Source organism: Burkholderia sp. Bmkn7 (genome assembly GCF_041103175.1).
GTDB lineage: Bacteria > Pseudomonadota > Gammaproteobacteria > Burkholderiales > Burkholderiaceae > Burkholderia > Burkholderia cepacia.
Genome location: NZ_JBGCUH010000002.1, coordinates 302,701 through 316,074 on the forward strand (window position 1 = coordinate 302,701; position 13,374 = coordinate 316,074).

The 13,374-nt window shown below is 67.3% G+C and carries 14 protein-coding genes; 6 read left to right on the plus strand and 8 right to left on the minus strand.

Annotation, left to right across the window (positions count from 1 at the left end):
• Positions 1-94 precede the first annotated feature (94 nt).
• Positions 95-1,282 (minus strand): glycosyltransferase, encoded by a 1,188-nt coding sequence (locus tag AB3K92_RS07215; RefSeq protein ID WP_059487627.1) that lies wholly within the window; start codon positions 1,280-1,282, stop codon positions 95-97.
• A gap of 402 nt (positions 1,283-1,684) precedes the next feature.
• Between AB3K92_RS07215 and ispH the strand changes: the two genes are divergently transcribed.
• Together ispH and hpnH are read left to right on the plus strand one after the other, a co-directional pair.
• Positions 1,685-2,626: a 4-hydroxy-3-methylbut-2-enyl diphosphate reductase gene (gene ispH, locus AB3K92_RS07220; RefSeq protein ID WP_369464733.1), complete on the plus strand. Its 942-nt coding sequence runs from the start codon at positions 1,685-1,687 to the stop codon at positions 2,624-2,626.
• A 12-nt stretch (positions 2,627-2,638) separates the two neighbouring features.
• On the plus strand, positions 2,639-3,799 hold the full coding sequence (hpnH, locus tag AB3K92_RS07225) for an adenosyl-hopene transferase HpnH (RefSeq protein ID WP_021158681.1): 1,161 nt from the start codon (positions 2,639-2,641) through the stop codon (positions 3,797-3,799).
• A 248-nt stretch (positions 3,800-4,047) separates the two neighbouring features.
• On the opposite strand, the gene AB3K92_RS07230 is transcribed toward hpnH, so the two are convergent.
• Genes AB3K92_RS07230 through AB3K92_RS07240 form a run of 3 tightly spaced genes read right to left on the minus strand, consistent with a single transcriptional unit; the run spans position 4,048 to position 5,137 of the window.
• Positions 4,048-4,536, minus strand: coding sequence for a hypothetical protein (locus tag AB3K92_RS07230; protein WP_042974196.1), 489 nt, complete (start codon positions 4,534-4,536; stop codon positions 4,048-4,050).
• Entirely contained in the window at positions 4,533-4,745 is a 213-nt protein-coding gene (locus AB3K92_RS07235) for a hypothetical protein (RefSeq protein WP_081071687.1), read from the minus strand. Before AB3K92_RS07235 ends, AB3K92_RS07230 begins: the two co-directional genes overlap by 4 nt.
• 14 nt (positions 4,746-4,759) lie before the next feature.
• The gene (locus AB3K92_RS07240) at positions 4,760-5,137 is read right to left on the minus strand and encodes a hypothetical protein (RefSeq protein ID WP_048023785.1); all 378 of its coding nucleotides are present in this window, start codon (positions 5,135-5,137) and stop codon (positions 4,760-4,762) included.
• Between the two features lie 505 nt (positions 5,138-5,642).
• On the opposite strand from AB3K92_RS07240, the gene AB3K92_RS07245 reads away from it, so the two are divergent.
• From AB3K92_RS07245 to AB3K92_RS07255, 3 genes are all read left to right on the plus strand, one after another.
• Positions 5,643-5,996 carry a DOPA 4,5-dioxygenase family protein gene (locus AB3K92_RS07245; RefSeq protein WP_021158679.1) on the plus strand — a complete coding sequence of 118 codons (354 nt, stop codon included), beginning with the start codon at positions 5,643-5,645 and terminating at the stop codon, positions 5,994-5,996.
• A 127-nt stretch (positions 5,997-6,123) separates the two neighbouring features.
• On the plus strand, positions 6,124-6,555 hold the full coding sequence (locus tag AB3K92_RS07250; RefSeq protein ID WP_369464735.1) for a nuclear transport factor 2 family protein: 432 nt from the start codon (positions 6,124-6,126) through the stop codon (positions 6,553-6,555).
• Positions 6,552-7,958, plus strand: coding sequence for an MFS transporter (locus AB3K92_RS07255; protein WP_369464736.1), 1,407 nt, complete (start codon positions 6,552-6,554; stop codon positions 7,956-7,958). The genes AB3K92_RS07250 and AB3K92_RS07255 overlap by 4 nt, the downstream gene beginning before the upstream one ends.
• Positions 7,959-8,179: 221 nt before the next feature.
• Here AB3K92_RS07255 and AB3K92_RS07260 read toward each other — a convergent pair whose 3' ends face one another.
• Both AB3K92_RS07260 and AB3K92_RS07265 read right to left on the minus strand, forming a co-directional pair.
• Entirely contained in the window at positions 8,180-8,800 is a 621-nt protein-coding gene (locus AB3K92_RS07260; RefSeq protein ID WP_021158676.1) for a hemolysin III family protein, read from the minus strand.
• Positions 8,801-9,010: 210 nt separating this feature from the next.
• Positions 9,011-9,397: an ArsR/SmtB family transcription factor gene (locus AB3K92_RS07265; protein WP_369464737.1), complete on the minus strand. Its 387-nt coding sequence runs from the start codon at positions 9,395-9,397 to the stop codon at positions 9,011-9,013.
• A gap of 135 nt (positions 9,398-9,532) precedes the next feature.
• Here AB3K92_RS07265 and AB3K92_RS07270 point away from each other — a divergent pair, with 135 nt between their 5' ends.
• A complete protein-coding gene (locus tag AB3K92_RS07270) occupies positions 9,533-10,690 on the plus strand; it encodes an MFS transporter (protein ID WP_369464738.1) in 1,158 nt (385 codons plus the stop codon).
• A gap of 116 nt (positions 10,691-10,806) precedes the next feature.
• Here AB3K92_RS07270 and AB3K92_RS07275 read toward each other — a convergent pair whose 3' ends face one another.
• Entirely contained in the window at positions 10,807-11,013 is a 207-nt protein-coding gene (locus tag AB3K92_RS07275) for a YbdD/YjiX family protein (RefSeq protein WP_006480280.1), read from the minus strand.
• 12 nt (positions 11,014-11,025) lie between these two features.
• Complete coding sequence (locus tag AB3K92_RS07280) at positions 11,026-13,104, minus strand: carbon starvation CstA family protein (protein WP_021158673.1); 2,079 nt, start codon at positions 13,102-13,104, stop codon at positions 11,026-11,028.
• Positions 13,105-13,374: the final 270 nt, after the last annotated feature.

The following is a 13,374-nucleotide window of genomic DNA, read 5'->3' on the forward strand; positions in this document are numbered from 1 at the left end:
AGGCAGCGCCCGCCGAAAACGAAACAGCCCGACCGTTTTCACGATCGGGCTGTTTGTTTTCCGGCTGCCGGGAGGCACGCCTCCCGGGATGCGCTCAGCGATCCACCGGCGCCTGCACGCGGGCCTTCCACTGGCCGCCCTTGCCGCGCCAGTAGCGCCACGCGGACGCGAACGTCGCGCCGACGTAGAACAGCGCGACGAGCGGCAGCGCGGGCGCCCACAGCGGCGAGCGCCGGTAGTAGCGCAGCATCGGCGCATACGCGGCGCACATCGACGCCCACGCGAGCCACGCCGGCCATGCGCGCGCACCGTACGCGAGCGCCGCGGCGGGCGGCACGAGATAGATGATCGTCATCCCGAGCAGCGTGCCGGCCAGCAGCAGCGGCGAATAGTGCAGCTGCGTGAACGCGGTGCGCGCGATCATGTTCCAGATGTCGCGCCAGCTGTCGTACGGACGCAGCGACACGCTGCGGTCGGCCAGGTCGAGCCGGATCGGGTGGCGGCCGCTGCCGCGGTGCTTGATCTGCGCGGCCAGGCTGCAGTCGTCGATCAGCGCGCCGCGGATCGACTCGATGCCGCCCGCTTCCTCGAGCGCCGTGCGCTTCACCAGCATGCAGCCGCCCGCGGCACCGGCCGTCCGGTTGCGCGGGTTGTTGATCCACGAGAACGGGTAGAGCTTCGCGAAGAAGAACACGAACGCCGGGATCAGCGCCTTTTCCCAGAACGAATCGCAGCGCAGCCGCACCATCAGCGACACGAGATCGCGGTTCTCGGCCTGCGCGCGCGTGACGAGCTGCGCGACGGCGTCCGGCGGATGGCCGATGTCGGCGTCCGTCAGCAGCAGGTAGTCGGCCGGCAGGCCGAGCGCCTGCACCGCGGCGATCCCCTGCGACTGTGCCCACACCTTGCCCGACCAGCCGGCCGGCAGCGGCTTCGCGGCCAGCACCGTCAGCCGGTCGGCGCGGTTGATCGCGAGCGCGGCCGCGCGGGCCGCGTCGGCGGTGCCGTCGTCGCTGTGGTCGTCGACAATGATCAGATGAAATTCGCCCGGGTAATCCTGCTCGAGCAGCGAAGTCGCCGCCCGGGCGATCACGTCGGCCTCGTTGCGCGCCGGCACGACCGCGACGACGGCCGGCCAGCCGGCCTCGGCCGCGGCGCCGCGCGCCTCGGGCGGCAACGGCCGCGCGGGCACCGCGCGCCAGAAACCGCCACGCGCGACGAGCAGCACGATCCAGATGATCAGCGACAGCCCGGACACCAGGAAAGCGAGAACCAGCATCATCGGCGCGCCTCCTGCCGGGCGCCGGGTTCGGCAAGATCAATTGGGGTCAGGAACAAAGCGCCCGAAACCGCACGGGCGGCCGGGTAATACGCGTAAGAATCGACGGTCATCGAATGGCCTTGAAATGAGCGCGACGCCGGGCAGCCGGAGCGGCTGCCCGCGAAACCGCATAGTTTACTGGGTTCCGCACGCGCCAGCGCCGACGCGGCTCTCCCGCAAATGCAACACGGCGGATACAGCACCAAAGCAAGGACGGCCCGATAGAGTTAAAATGCGCGATTAATTCGGGGTTCCGGGGCCTGGCCGGCCGGTTCGTTCCTGCCTTCATAACATCAAGCCGGGGCGAGCGAGCGAGTGCCAGCTCCTCGAACCCCGGCGTCTGTCGTCGGAGTTCGCTCACTTATGCGAGTCATCCTTGCCCAGCCCCGCGGCTTTTGTGCGGGGGTTGTCCGTGCGATCGAGATCGTCGATCGCGCGCTGCAACAGCACGGTGCGCCGGTCTATGTGCGTCACGAGATCGTGCATAACCGGCATGTCGTCGAAAACCTGCGTGATAAAGGGGCGCGATTCGTTGAGGAGCTCGACGAGGTGCCCCACGGCGCTGTCGCGATCTTCAGCGCGCACGGTGTCGCCCAGACGGTCGAGCGCGATGCGCAAACGCGCGGGCTCGACGTGCTCGACGCCACCTGCCCGCTCGTCACGAAAGTGCACGTGCAAGGCCGCCAGTACGTCGCGGCGGGCCGCCGGCTGATCCTGATCGGCCATGCGGGGCATCCGGAAGTCGAGGGTACGATCGGCCAGATTCCGGCCGAGGTGATCCTCGTGCAAAGCGAAGCGGAAGTCGATACGCTGACGCTGCCCGTCGACACGCCGGTCGCGTACATCACGCAGACCACGCTGTCGGTCGACGATACGCGCGGCATCATCGAAGCGCTGCAGCGCCGGTTCACCAACATCGTCGGCCCGGACACGCGCGACATCTGCTACGCCACGCAGAATCGCCAGGCTGCCGTGCGCGAACTGAGCGAACAGGTCGACGTACTGCTCGTGGTCGGTGCGACGAACAGCTCGAACTCGAATCGCCTGCGCGAGATCGGCACCGAAAGCGGTGTGCCGAGCTACCTCGTCGCCGACGGTTCGGAAGTCAAGGCCGAATGGTTCGCGAATGCGACGACCGTCGGCCTGACCGCCGGGGCGTCCGCGCCCGAGGAAATGGTTGAAGATGTAATCGGCGCGTTGCGCGCGCTGGGGCCCGTCGACGTCACGACGATGGCGGGCCGTGAAGAAAAAGTCGAATTCAAGTTGCCGGCGAAGCTCACGCAAGCTGTCGCCCGCGAAGTTTAAGGAGGACATCTCTTGTCTATTCCGCTGCTCCAGCAAGTCCGCGTCGGCGCGTACATCACGCGCCAACACCTGTCCGGCAACAAACGCTATCCGCTCGCGCTGATGCTCGAGCCGCTGTTCCGCTGCAACCTCGCTTGCAACGGCTGCGGCAAGATCGATTACCCGGATCCCATCCTGAACCAGCGCCTGTCCGTCCAGGAATGCCTGGAAGCGGTCGACGAGTGCGGCGCACCCATCGTGTCGATCGCCGGCGGCGAGCCGCTGCTGCACAAGGAAATGCCGGAAATCGTCCGCGGCATCATGAAGCGCAAGAAGTTCGTCTACCTCTGCACGAACGCGCTGCTGATGGAAAAGAAGATGGACGACTACCAGCCGAGCCCGTACTTCGTCTGGTCGGTCCACCTCGACGGCGACGCGCAGATGCACGACCACTCGGTGTCGCAGGAAGGCGTGTACGACAAGGCGGTCGCGGCGATCAAGGAAGCGAAGCGCCGCGGCTTCCGCGTGAACATCAACTGCACGCTGTTCAACGATGCGATCCCCGAGCGCGTCGCGAAGTTCTTCGATACGCTCAAGCCGATCGGCGTCGACGGCATCACCGTGTCGCCGGGCTACGCGTATGAGCGCGCACCGGATCAGCAGCACTTCCTGAACCGCGACAAGACGAAGAACCTGTTCCGCGAGATCCTGAAGCGCGGCGAAGGCGGCAAGCGCTGGTCGTTCAGCCAGTCGTCGCTGTTCCTCGACTTCCTGGCCGGCAACCAGACGTACAAGTGCACGCCGTGGGGCAACCCGGCGCGTACGGTGTTCGGCTGGCAGAAGCCGTGCTACCTGGTCGGCGAAGGTTACGTGAAGACCTTCAAGGAACTGATGGAAGACACGAACTGGGACAACTACGGCGTCGGCAACTATGAGAAGTGCGCGGACTGCATGGTCCACTGCGGCTTCGAGGCGACCGCCGTGATGGACACGATGGCGCATCCGCTGAAGGCGTTCGCCGTGAGCCGCAAGGGCATCAAGACCGACGGCCCGTTCGCACCGGACATTCCGATCGACAAGCAGCGTCCGGCCGAGTACGTGTTCTCGCGCCACGTCGAGATCAAGCTCGAGGAAATCCAGCGCGCCGGCAAGGGCAAGCTGCAGAAGCCGGCGAAACCGGCAGCCGCCGCTTAAGCGCGTTTCGCCACGCGGGAGGCTTGCCTTCCGCGCCGGCGGGAAAAAAGAAGCGCCACGGAGCCTGCTCCGTGGCGCTTTTGTTTTGGGCCGTGGTGTCGAGTCGCGTTCCGCCGTCACCCTATGGAAACGACAGACCACGACAGGCCGCGACAGCCGTGCAATCGCTGCTTCGGCGATTAACGGCGGCCGTGCCGGTGCGGCCGGCCCTGTCTCCTCCAGACTCCCGGCAAAACCAACGCGAGACGCTACGCGGCCAGCGATTCGGCCGCGTGCATGCGGATCTTCTCCGCCGCGCCCGCGACGAGCGCCGGCTGGCCGCTCGACGCGAACGCGCAGACGTGCTCCCACAACTCGGCCAGCCGACGCCGCGTGAGCGTCGTGACGCACGTGTCGTTCGCCGCGAGCACATGCTCGAGCACCGCGCATTCGTCGTCGTGCAGCGTCCATGCGCCGCCTTGCGCCGCGCGTGCCACGCCCGCGTCGAGCGCGCGCTCCGCGTCGACGCACAGGTCGATGTCGGCATCCGCGCACACCGCATCGTCGAGCGCCAGGAACACCAGGTAGACGCTCGTGCGCAACCGCATCAGCAGCGCCTCGTTGCCATGCCCGCCGCGCAGCGCGACGAGCGCCATGTGGCATTTCAGCGAGATGTCGCGCGCATGCACCGGCGGCAGCGGCAGCAACCACTCGCGGGTCAGCGGCACGTGGCGGCGGTGCTTCCGGGAGCCCTTCATGACGGGCTCCCGCTTGCGGGCGCATCGCTCGCCGCGACGGCCGGCCACGCGGTGCGGCACGCAACGGCATCACGGTGCGCATGGCGGCGGTGTTTCGCACGGCGTCGCGCGCCGCGCGCATCGTCCCGCCGCTGCAACGCGCGCGCGGCCGGCAGCCGGCGCAGCGCCGACGCGCGCACGACGCAGGCAAATCGGATCGGGCAAGCCATGCTCGTCTCCTGCATCAGAACGTGTTCTCGCCCTTCAGGTAGTACGCGGTCTTCACGAAGAACGCCTTGACCGGATGGCCGCCCTGCGCGTCGCGTGCGGCGCGCGCCTCCATCTCGGCCCGCTCTTCGCGCGACCGGTCCGGCACCGGATTGCGGACACGTTCGAGCGCACGCTGCATCGCGAGCGGATAGTTCTGGTTGCCGGCCGACGTCGCGCGATAGCCTGCGCGCGTCATCTGCATCAGTTGCACGTTGGTTTCGGCACGCGCCGCCGACCAGCTCGACAGCGAGGCATTCGATGCCCCATCGGAAACCGCCGACTGCGCAAAGCTGACGGCGGGGAGCGCAACGAGTGCGCAGGAAAGTACCGCAACGGGAACGAGGGATCGCATAGTGGCCTCCAGGTGGTTGTCCCCGCATCGATCGTGTTCGACGATGCGTTGAAAGCATCGTATGTCGCGCTGCATGCCGCTTGAATAGCCGATTCCGCAATTGATATTTTCGGCTGCGGAATTCGGTGCGCGAATCACGTCATGCGCGAATCCCGCCCAATCGGAATTTCCTTATTTCATTCAATGCCCTGATCGCATTTGTTCAGACGATCCGAAGCCGTGCATACAGCGCTTTTTCAATTTCGGAAATGACGTGTTGCCGATGCGATCGCCGCGGGCGCACCTTCCGGCAAGGCTTCCGGTGTGATATCGCGCGTGCGGATACCCGCGGATAGTTATCTCAAACCGCGGCGTTGCCGGATCGAACGGTTCTCGTGATTCAGGACAAGCATCGCATCCGGCTTGCCGGATAGCGACACGACGTGCGCGGCAAGGACGCGCGATAATCACGCATCGGCCGTTTCGCACGGCACCTCATGCATTCCCATTTTTATCGAGTCCTTCCATGGCTGCCCTCGACACCACCGAGATCCACAGTTGGCATGCGCACGTCTATTTCGATGCGGCCAGCCGCGACGCCGCGTGGGCGTTGCGCCAGGTCGTCGACGAACGGTTCGGCGCGATCATCGAACTCGGCCGCTTTCACGAACGCCTCGTCGGCCCGCACCCGGCGTGGTCGTACCAGATCGCGTTCGACACCACGCGCTTCGACGAAATCGTGCCGTGGCTCGTGCTGAACCACGGCGCGCTGGATATCTTCCTGCATCCGAATACGGGCGACGAACTGCGCGACCATCGCGATTGCGCAGTGTGGATCGGGAAGTCGTACGTGCTGAATCTCGACGCGCTGGCCGGATAACGGCCGAAACTCGGTCGATAAGCGCCGCCTTCGCCGCGGCGGCATCCACGTTTCGGGTCGACGTGAAACGTCCCGCGACCGCGCGCTCATACAGTGGGTTCCGTTATCGACACTTCCGGAACCCGCCATGACACAACCCGATCCCGATGCCCGGCGCATTTACGAAGGCTGGCACGCGGCCGTCGTCGCGCGAGACGTCGATGCGCTGGTGGCGCTGTATACCGACGACGCGGTGCTCGAAACGCCGCTGATCGTCGTCACGCTGCCCGATCACGGCTCGGGTGTGCTGCACGGCAAGGCCGCGATCGGTGCGTTCTTCGCGGCCGGCCTGCGCAATCCGGGCAACCGGCTCGGGCGCTGGTACCGCACCGGGTTGTTCTTCTCGAACGGGCGCCGGCTCACGTGGGAATATCCGCGCGCGACGCCGGAAGGCGACCAGGTCGATCTCGTCGAAGTAATGGACCTGCGCGACGGGCTGATCGCGCATCATCGCGTGTACTGGGGATGGGTCGGCTTTCTCGCGCTGCGGGCCGCCGCGCCGGCGCCCGAACGCGCATGACGGTCGCCGCGCCGAACCGTGCCGCGGCCCGCCGCGTGCTCGCCGCGACCTGCGTGAGCTACACGCTCGTGCTGCTCGACGCGTCCATCGTCAACGTCGCGCTCACCGATATCGCCCACACGTTCGGCAGCCGCATAGCCGGCCTGCAGTGGATCGTGAATGCGTACACGCTCGCGTTCGCGAGCCTGCTGATGACGGGCGGCACGCTCGGCGACCGGCTGGGCGATCGCACCGTCTATGTCGCGGGGCTCGCGATCTTCGTCGCCGCATCCGCGCTATGCGGCATCGCGCCGAGCCTCCCGGCGCTCGCGATCGCCCGCGCGCTGCAAGGTGTCGGCAGCGCGATGCTGGTGCCCTGCTCGCTCGCGCTGCTCAACCGCGCGTTCCCCGAGCCGGCCGCGCGCGCATCGGCGATCAGCCTGTGGATGGGCTGCGGCGGCATCGCGATGGCGTCGGGCCCGCTGATCGGCGGCCTGCTGATCCACCTGTCCGGGTGGCGCAGCCTCTTCTTCGTGAACCTGCCGCTCGGGCTTGCCGGCATCTGGCTCGCCCGCACGGTCACGCGCGCCGCCGGCGACGCGTCGCGACATTTCGACTGGGGCGGCCAGGCCGCGGCCATCGTCGCGATCGCCACGTTGATCGGCACGCTGATCGAAGGCCCGTCGCTCGGCTGGCGCTCCGCGCCGATCGTCGGCGGCGCGGCGACGAGCGCCGTCGCGTGGGTCGCGTTCATCGCGATCGAAGCGCGGCGCCGCGAACCGATGCTGCCGCTGGCGTTCTTCCGCAACCGGCTGTTCGCCGGATCGACGTTCGTGTCGATGGCATCGGCGTTCGTGTTCTACGGCTTGCTGTTCGTCCTCAGCCTGTTCTATCGGCAGATTCGCGGCGCGAGCCCGCTCGACACCGGGCTCGCGTTCCTGCCGATGACGGCGATGGTCGCGCTCGGCGGACTGTGCTCGGGCAGGCTCGTTGCACGCTTCGGCGCGCGCGGTTCGATGTGCGCCGCGTTCGCGCTCTATGCGGCCGGCGCGCTCGGGATGACGGGCATCGGTGCGGCGACACCGACGTGGCTCGCCGTCGCGCCGATGCTCGCGATCGGCTTTGCATCGGGATTCATCTCGCCGGCCGCGACGTCGCCGGCACTCGGGACGGTCGACCGCCGCCGCGCGGGCGTGGCGGCGGCCGCGCTGAACGCGGCGCGGCAGAGCGGGTCGGCGCTCGGTGTCGCGATCTTCGGCGCGTGCATCGCGACCGTGCAGCCGTTTCCGGTGGCGATGCGGGTGGCGTTGCTGGCGGCTGTGGCGATATCCGGGTCTGCGATGGCGGCGTGGTGGATCGCGACAAGGGAAGTGCTGAAAGTGGGCGCTCACACGGTCGGGATTCGTGTGGTCGAAGGCGAATAGATCATTCGCCCGAAGCGAAAGCGTGTCACGACGAACAGCGCCACGCACGAGCGGATCTTCCTGCACACGCCCCCTGGTTCATCGCATTACGTCCGCATACGCGTTGCGAACACAACGACCTCGTGTGCCGGTGCGCCGACATGCGTCAACCCGATGCCGGTGCGATCGTCGATCCGCGGCCGGTCGACACGACGCCGGCGGCGGCTGACGCCGCCGTCCGCTCACGCAACGTACATCGCGACACTGACGAACTGGCACAGGCTGCCGGCCAGCACGAACAGATGCCAGATGCCGTGCCCGTGGCGGATGCGTTCGTCGTTGATGAAGAAGTAGATGCCCGCACTGTAGATCAGGCCGCCGGCCACGAGCCACGCGGTACCGACCGGCGGCAGCGCGTGGATCAGCGGACGTACCGCGACGAGCGCGAGCCAGCCCATCGCCACGTACAGGATCATCGACAGCATGCGCGTGCGCCGCCCGAGCGTCAGTTCCTGCACGATGCCGAACACGGCCAGCCCCCAGCTCACGCCGAACAGCGACCAGCCCCACGGGCCGCGCAGCGTGACCAGCGTGAACGGCGTATAGCTGCCGGCGATCAGCAGGTAGATCGCCGAGTGGTCGCACTTCTGCAGAATGGCCTTCAGGCGCGGGCTACGCACGCTGTGGTACAGCGTCGAGATCGCGTAGAGCACGCAGAGCATCGCGCCGTACACGCTGAAACTCACCACCTTGTAGGCGTCGCCTTCGAGCGCGCCCATCGTCACCAGTGTTACCAGCCCTGCCACCGATAGCACCGCGCCGACGAGATGGGTAATGCTGTTGAAACGCTCACCGGCATGCACGACGGGCTCCTCCTGTGCGGGTTCATCGGGGTGAATGGTTCACATGATACCGGCCGGGAAACGAAGCCGGGTTGCAGGCAGATCAAGCCCGGCACTCGGACGGCTCCGCGGCGCCGCGCGCCCGGCGCGTCACGCTCGCCGCCGCATGGCGAACCGGCGCGTGCCGCCGGGCGGCTCATCCACCCTCCACCTTCCACCCTCCAGCAGCCGTCAACCGTCGCTGTCTGCCGGCGGCGCCCACTCGGCCACGAGCTTCAGCAGGCCGGGAAAGCGCAGATCGAGATCTTCCGCGCGCACGCGGCTGCGCCGCTCGAGCCCGTATTGACGCTGGCGCAGCACGCCCGCGTCGCGCAACGCCTTGAAGTGATGGGTGAGCGACGATTTCGGGCGATCGAAGCCGAACCAGCCGCAAGGATGGTCGTAAGCCTCGGATTCCAGCATCAGTTTCCGCACGATCGTCAGTCGCAACGGATCGGCCAGCGCGCCAAGAATGGTTTCGAGCCGAAGCTCGGCGACGTCCGGCTCCGGCAGCGGATCGGGCAAATCCGCGGGCGCCGGCACGAGGCCGGCCGCCCGTTCAGGGTGGGTTCGTTTCATGTCCGCAAGCATATCACCCTGTACGAGTTTTTTCGAACTAAGCTATAGTTCGAAAAAACTCGTACAAGGAGCGCATTCATGTCCGACACCGCCGTCCCCCAATCGCGACCCGCGGGCTCGCGCTCCGCGCCTCGCATGGCACACGCCGCCTGGATGGTCACCGCCGTGTTCATGCTGTCCAACTCGCCGACGCCGCTGTACGTGTCCTGGCAGCGCGCACTCGGTTTCTCGTCCGGCACGCTGACCGTCATCTTCGCGCTCTACATCGCCGGCCTGCTGGGTACGCTGCTCGTCGCCGGCCAGCTTTCGGACCGTTACGGGCGCAAGCCGGTCCTGCTGCCCGGCCTCGCCGCGGCGCTGATCGCGTGCGCGTTGTTCGCGACCGCATCGTCCGTCGCCATGCTCGCGGTCGCCCGCTTGCTGACGGGCATCGCGGTCGGCGTGATCGTGTCGGCGGGCATGGCGTCGGTGATTGATCTCGCGGGCACCGAGCGCCGCAAGGCCGCGCTGCTCGCGTCGGTCGCCATGGTGCTCGGCGCGGGGCTCGGGCCGTTGCTCGCCGGGATTGCCGCGCAAACCGCCGCGCATCCGGTCGCCCTCGTCTTCGGCGTCGAGTTCGTGATCCTGCTGAGCGCGTTGGCCGTCGCGCTGCGGCTGCCGCGCAACCAGCCCGCGCAGGCGCCAGGCGCCGCGCCGCCGCTACGTCTGCCGTCCGTGCCGGTTCACAACCGGCGCCATGTCGCCAGCGGTGTCGCCGTGTTCGGGCCGGGCATCACCGCGACCTCCTTCGTACTTGCGCTGGGTCCGTCGTTGCTGGCACGCCTGCTTCACGTGCGCAGCCCGCTGCTCGCGGGCGGCATGGCCTGCGCGATGTTCATCGCCGCTACCGGTGTCCAGTTCGTCGCGCGGCGCGGATCGATCCGTACGACGTTCGTTGCCGGCACGGTCGCCACCACACTGTCGATGATGATGCTTTGCATCGCCGTGCATGCGTCGTCGGCTGCCGTCCTCGTCGCGGCGGCGCTCTTCGCGGGCGCGGGACAAGGCCTCGGGCAGCTCGGCGGCCTGACGCTGATCGGCCTGCACGTACCGGACGCGCGGCGCGCCGAGGCGAACGCCGTCATGAACATCGGCGGCTACCTCCCGGCGGGACTGATGCCCGTGATGACCGGGTACGCGATCGACCGCATCGGCTTCACGGCAGGCGCGACCGGTTTCGCCGTCGCCTTGACGCTGATCGCGCTCGCCGCGGGGGCCGCCGCGGTGCTTGCGCTCCGTCACGACAACGACTGACGGCCGCACTCGGCGACATGCATTGCACGAGCCGGCCGCCTTGCGGCGACATGAAAAAAGGCGTCATGGCTTTCACGCCATGACGCCTTTTCATTCTTTCCTGCCGTTTCAACCGCTCAACAGCACTTCCCTGCTCCCGACCCGTACCGCGCATTCTGACGCTCGCGGAAGAATTCCTCGTACGTCATCGGCTCGCGGTCCGGATGGGTCTCGCGCATGTGCGCGACGTAGGTGTCGTAGTCGGGCAGGCCGACCATCAGCCGCAACGCCTGCCCGAGGTAACGCCCCGCGCTGCGCAGGTCGCTGCCAAGATCGCTGAACATCGCGGCCTCCCCTCAACGTCCGCTGCCGAGCGCCTGCGCGGCCGGCATCGCTTCGTACGGCGTCTCGCGCACGGTCGGCTTCGACTCGCGGCGCGCGCGCAGCACGGCGAGCACGCCGTACACCGCGATCGCCACGACGACGAAGATAAACAGCCCGGCCAGCGCCGCGTCGATGTAGTCGTTGAAGATGATCCGCTTCATCTGCGCGATCGACTTCGCCGGCGCGAGCACCTTGCCTTCGTCCACCGCGGCCTGCAGCTTCGCGGCGTGCGCGAGGAAGCTGACCTTCGGGTTCGCGTCGAAAATCTTCTGCCAGCCGGCGGTCAGCGTGCAGATCAGCAGCCACACGGTCGGCACGATCGTCACCCACGCATAACGTTCGCGCTTCATCTTGAACAGCACGACGGTGCCGAGCACCAGTGCGATCGCGGCCAGCATCTGGTTCGAGATGCCGAACAGCGGCCACAGCGTGTTGATGCCGCCGAGCGGATCGACCACGCCCTGGTACAGGAAGTAGCCCCACGCGGCCACGCACAGCGCGGTGGCGACCAGGTTCGCGGGCAGCGACTCGGTGCGCTTGAGCGCCGGGTGGAACGTGCCGAGCAGGTCCTGCAGCATGAAGCGGCCCGCGCGCGTGCCCGCGTCGACGGCCGTCAGGATGAACAGCGCTTCGAACAGGATTGCGAAGTGATACCAGAACGCCATCATCGCTTCGCCGCCGATCACCTGGTGCAGGATGTGCGCCATGCCGACGGCCAGCGTCGGCGCGCCGCCCGCGCGCGCGATGATCGTCGTTTCGCCGACGGCCTTCGCGGTCTGCGTCAGCATGTCCGGCGTCAGCACGAAGCCCCATTGCGTGACCGTGTTGGCCACCGCTTCCGGCGTCGAGCCGAGCACGGCCGCCGGTGCGTTCATCGCGAAGTAGATGCCCGGCTCGATCACGCACGCGGCAACCAGCGCCATGATCGCGACGAACGATTCCATCAGCATCGCGCCGTAACCGATGAAGCGCGCGTTGGTTTCGTTGTCGATCAGCTTCGGCGTCGTACCCGACGAGATCAGCGCATGGAAGCCCGACACGGCGCCGCACGCGATCGTGATGAACAGGAACGGGAACAGGTTGCCCGACCACACCGGGCCCGTGCCGTCGACGAACTTCGTCAGCGCGGGCATCTTCAGTTCCGGCGCGACGACCAGGATGCCGATCGCGAGGCCGAGGATCGTGCCGATCTTCAGGAACGTCGACAGGTAGTCGCGCGGCGCGAGCAGCAGCCACACCGGCAGCACCGATGCGACGAAGCCGTAGCCGATCAGGATCCACGTGAGCTGCGTGCCGGTGAACGTGAACCACGCGGCGAGCGTCGGCGAATCGTGCACGTGCTGGCCGAACGCGATCGACGCCATCAGCAGCACGAAGCCGATGATCGACACTTCGCCGATGCGGCCCGGACGGATGTAGCGCGTGTAGACGCCCATGAACAGCGCGATCGGAATCGTCGCGGCGACGGTGAACGTGCCCCACGGCGAATTGGTCAGCGCCTTCACGACGATCAGCGCGAGCACCGCGAGGATGATCACCATGATCAGGAACGCGCCGAACAGCGCGATCACGCCGGGCACCGTGCCGAGCTCCATCTTGACGAGGTCGCCGAGCGAACGGCCGTCGCGGCGCGTCGAGATGAACAGCACGATGAAGTCCTGCACCGCGCCGGCGAACACGACGCCGGCCAGGATCCACAGCATGCCGGGCGTGTAGCCCATCTGCGCGGCGAGCACGGGCCCGACGAGCGGGCCGGCGCCGGCGATCGCGGCGAAGTGATGGCCAAACAGCACGTATTTGTTGGTCGGCACGTAGTCGAGGCCGTCGTTGTACTTGACGGCCGGCGTCATCCGCAGCCCGTCGAGCTGCATGACCTTGCTGGCAATGAAACGGCTGTAGAAGCGATACGCGATCAGATACACGCAGACTGCGGCGATCACGATCCAGAGGGCACTGACGCGCTCGCCGTGTGCGAGTGCGATCGTGCCGAACGCGAACGCGCCGAGCAGCGCGACCGCAATCCAGAGCAGGGTACTGGAAGCCCGATTCATGGCGTCTCCTGGTCTCCAATGTGTTTTTGAGTGGATGCGGCGAGGCGCCGAACCCGCGTGACGTCGATGCGTCGTGCCGCGGTCTCGCAAAGGCCGCGGCGATGGGCCGTAGTATTCCGTGTGACCGGGGAGGCTTACAAGCGGTTAACTACGTATGCGGAGCTACGTAGAATTACGTAGATGCCGGTTGGGTAGATATCGTCCGGCGCGCGATTGATCGTGAACGGCGGGCCACGTACAGTGTTCACCTGTCTCTCTGCCGGAACCGCC

Bases quoted from the DNA above. Each gene is read 5' to 3' on its own strand.
- AB3K92_RS07215 (WP_059487627.1), bottom strand. From the start codon at position 1,282: ATGATGCTGGTTCTCGCTTTCCTGGTGTCCGGGCTGTCGCTGATCATC.
- ispH (WP_369464733.1), top strand. From the start codon at position 1,685: ATGCGAGTCATCCTTGCCCAGCCCCGCGGCTTTTGTGCGGGGGTTGTC.
- AB3K92_RS07230 (WP_042974196.1), bottom strand. From the start codon at position 4,536: ATGAAGGGCTCCCGGAAGCACCGCCGCCACGTGCCGCTGACCCGCGAG.
- AB3K92_RS07235 (WP_081071687.1), bottom strand. From the start codon at position 4,745: ATGGCTTGCCCGATCCGATTTGCCTGCGTCGTGCGCGCGTCGGCGCTG.
- AB3K92_RS07240 (WP_048023785.1), bottom strand. From the start codon at position 5,137: ATGCGATCCCTCGTTCCCGTTGCGGTACTTTCCTGCGCACTCGTTGCG.
- AB3K92_RS07245 (WP_021158679.1), top strand. From the start codon at position 5,643: ATGGCTGCCCTCGACACCACCGAGATCCACAGTTGGCATGCGCACGTC.
- AB3K92_RS07250 (WP_369464735.1), top strand. From the start codon at position 6,124: ATGACACAACCCGATCCCGATGCCCGGCGCATTTACGAAGGCTGGCAC.
- AB3K92_RS07255 (WP_369464736.1), top strand. From the start codon at position 6,552: ATGACGGTCGCCGCGCCGAACCGTGCCGCGGCCCGCCGCGTGCTCGCC.
- AB3K92_RS07265 (WP_369464737.1), bottom strand. From the start codon at position 9,397: ATGAAACGAACCCACCCTGAACGGGCGGCCGGCCTCGTGCCGGCGCCC.
- AB3K92_RS07270 (WP_369464738.1), top strand. From the start codon at position 9,533: ATGGCACACGCCGCCTGGATGGTCACCGCCGTGTTCATGCTGTCCAAC.
- AB3K92_RS07275 (WP_006480280.1), bottom strand. From the start codon at position 11,013: ATGTTCAGCGATCTTGGCAGCGACCTGCGCAGCGCGGGGCGTTACCTC.
- AB3K92_RS07280 (WP_021158673.1), bottom strand. From the start codon at position 13,104: ATGAATCGGGCTTCCAGTACCCTGCTCTGGATTGCGGTCGCGCTGCTC.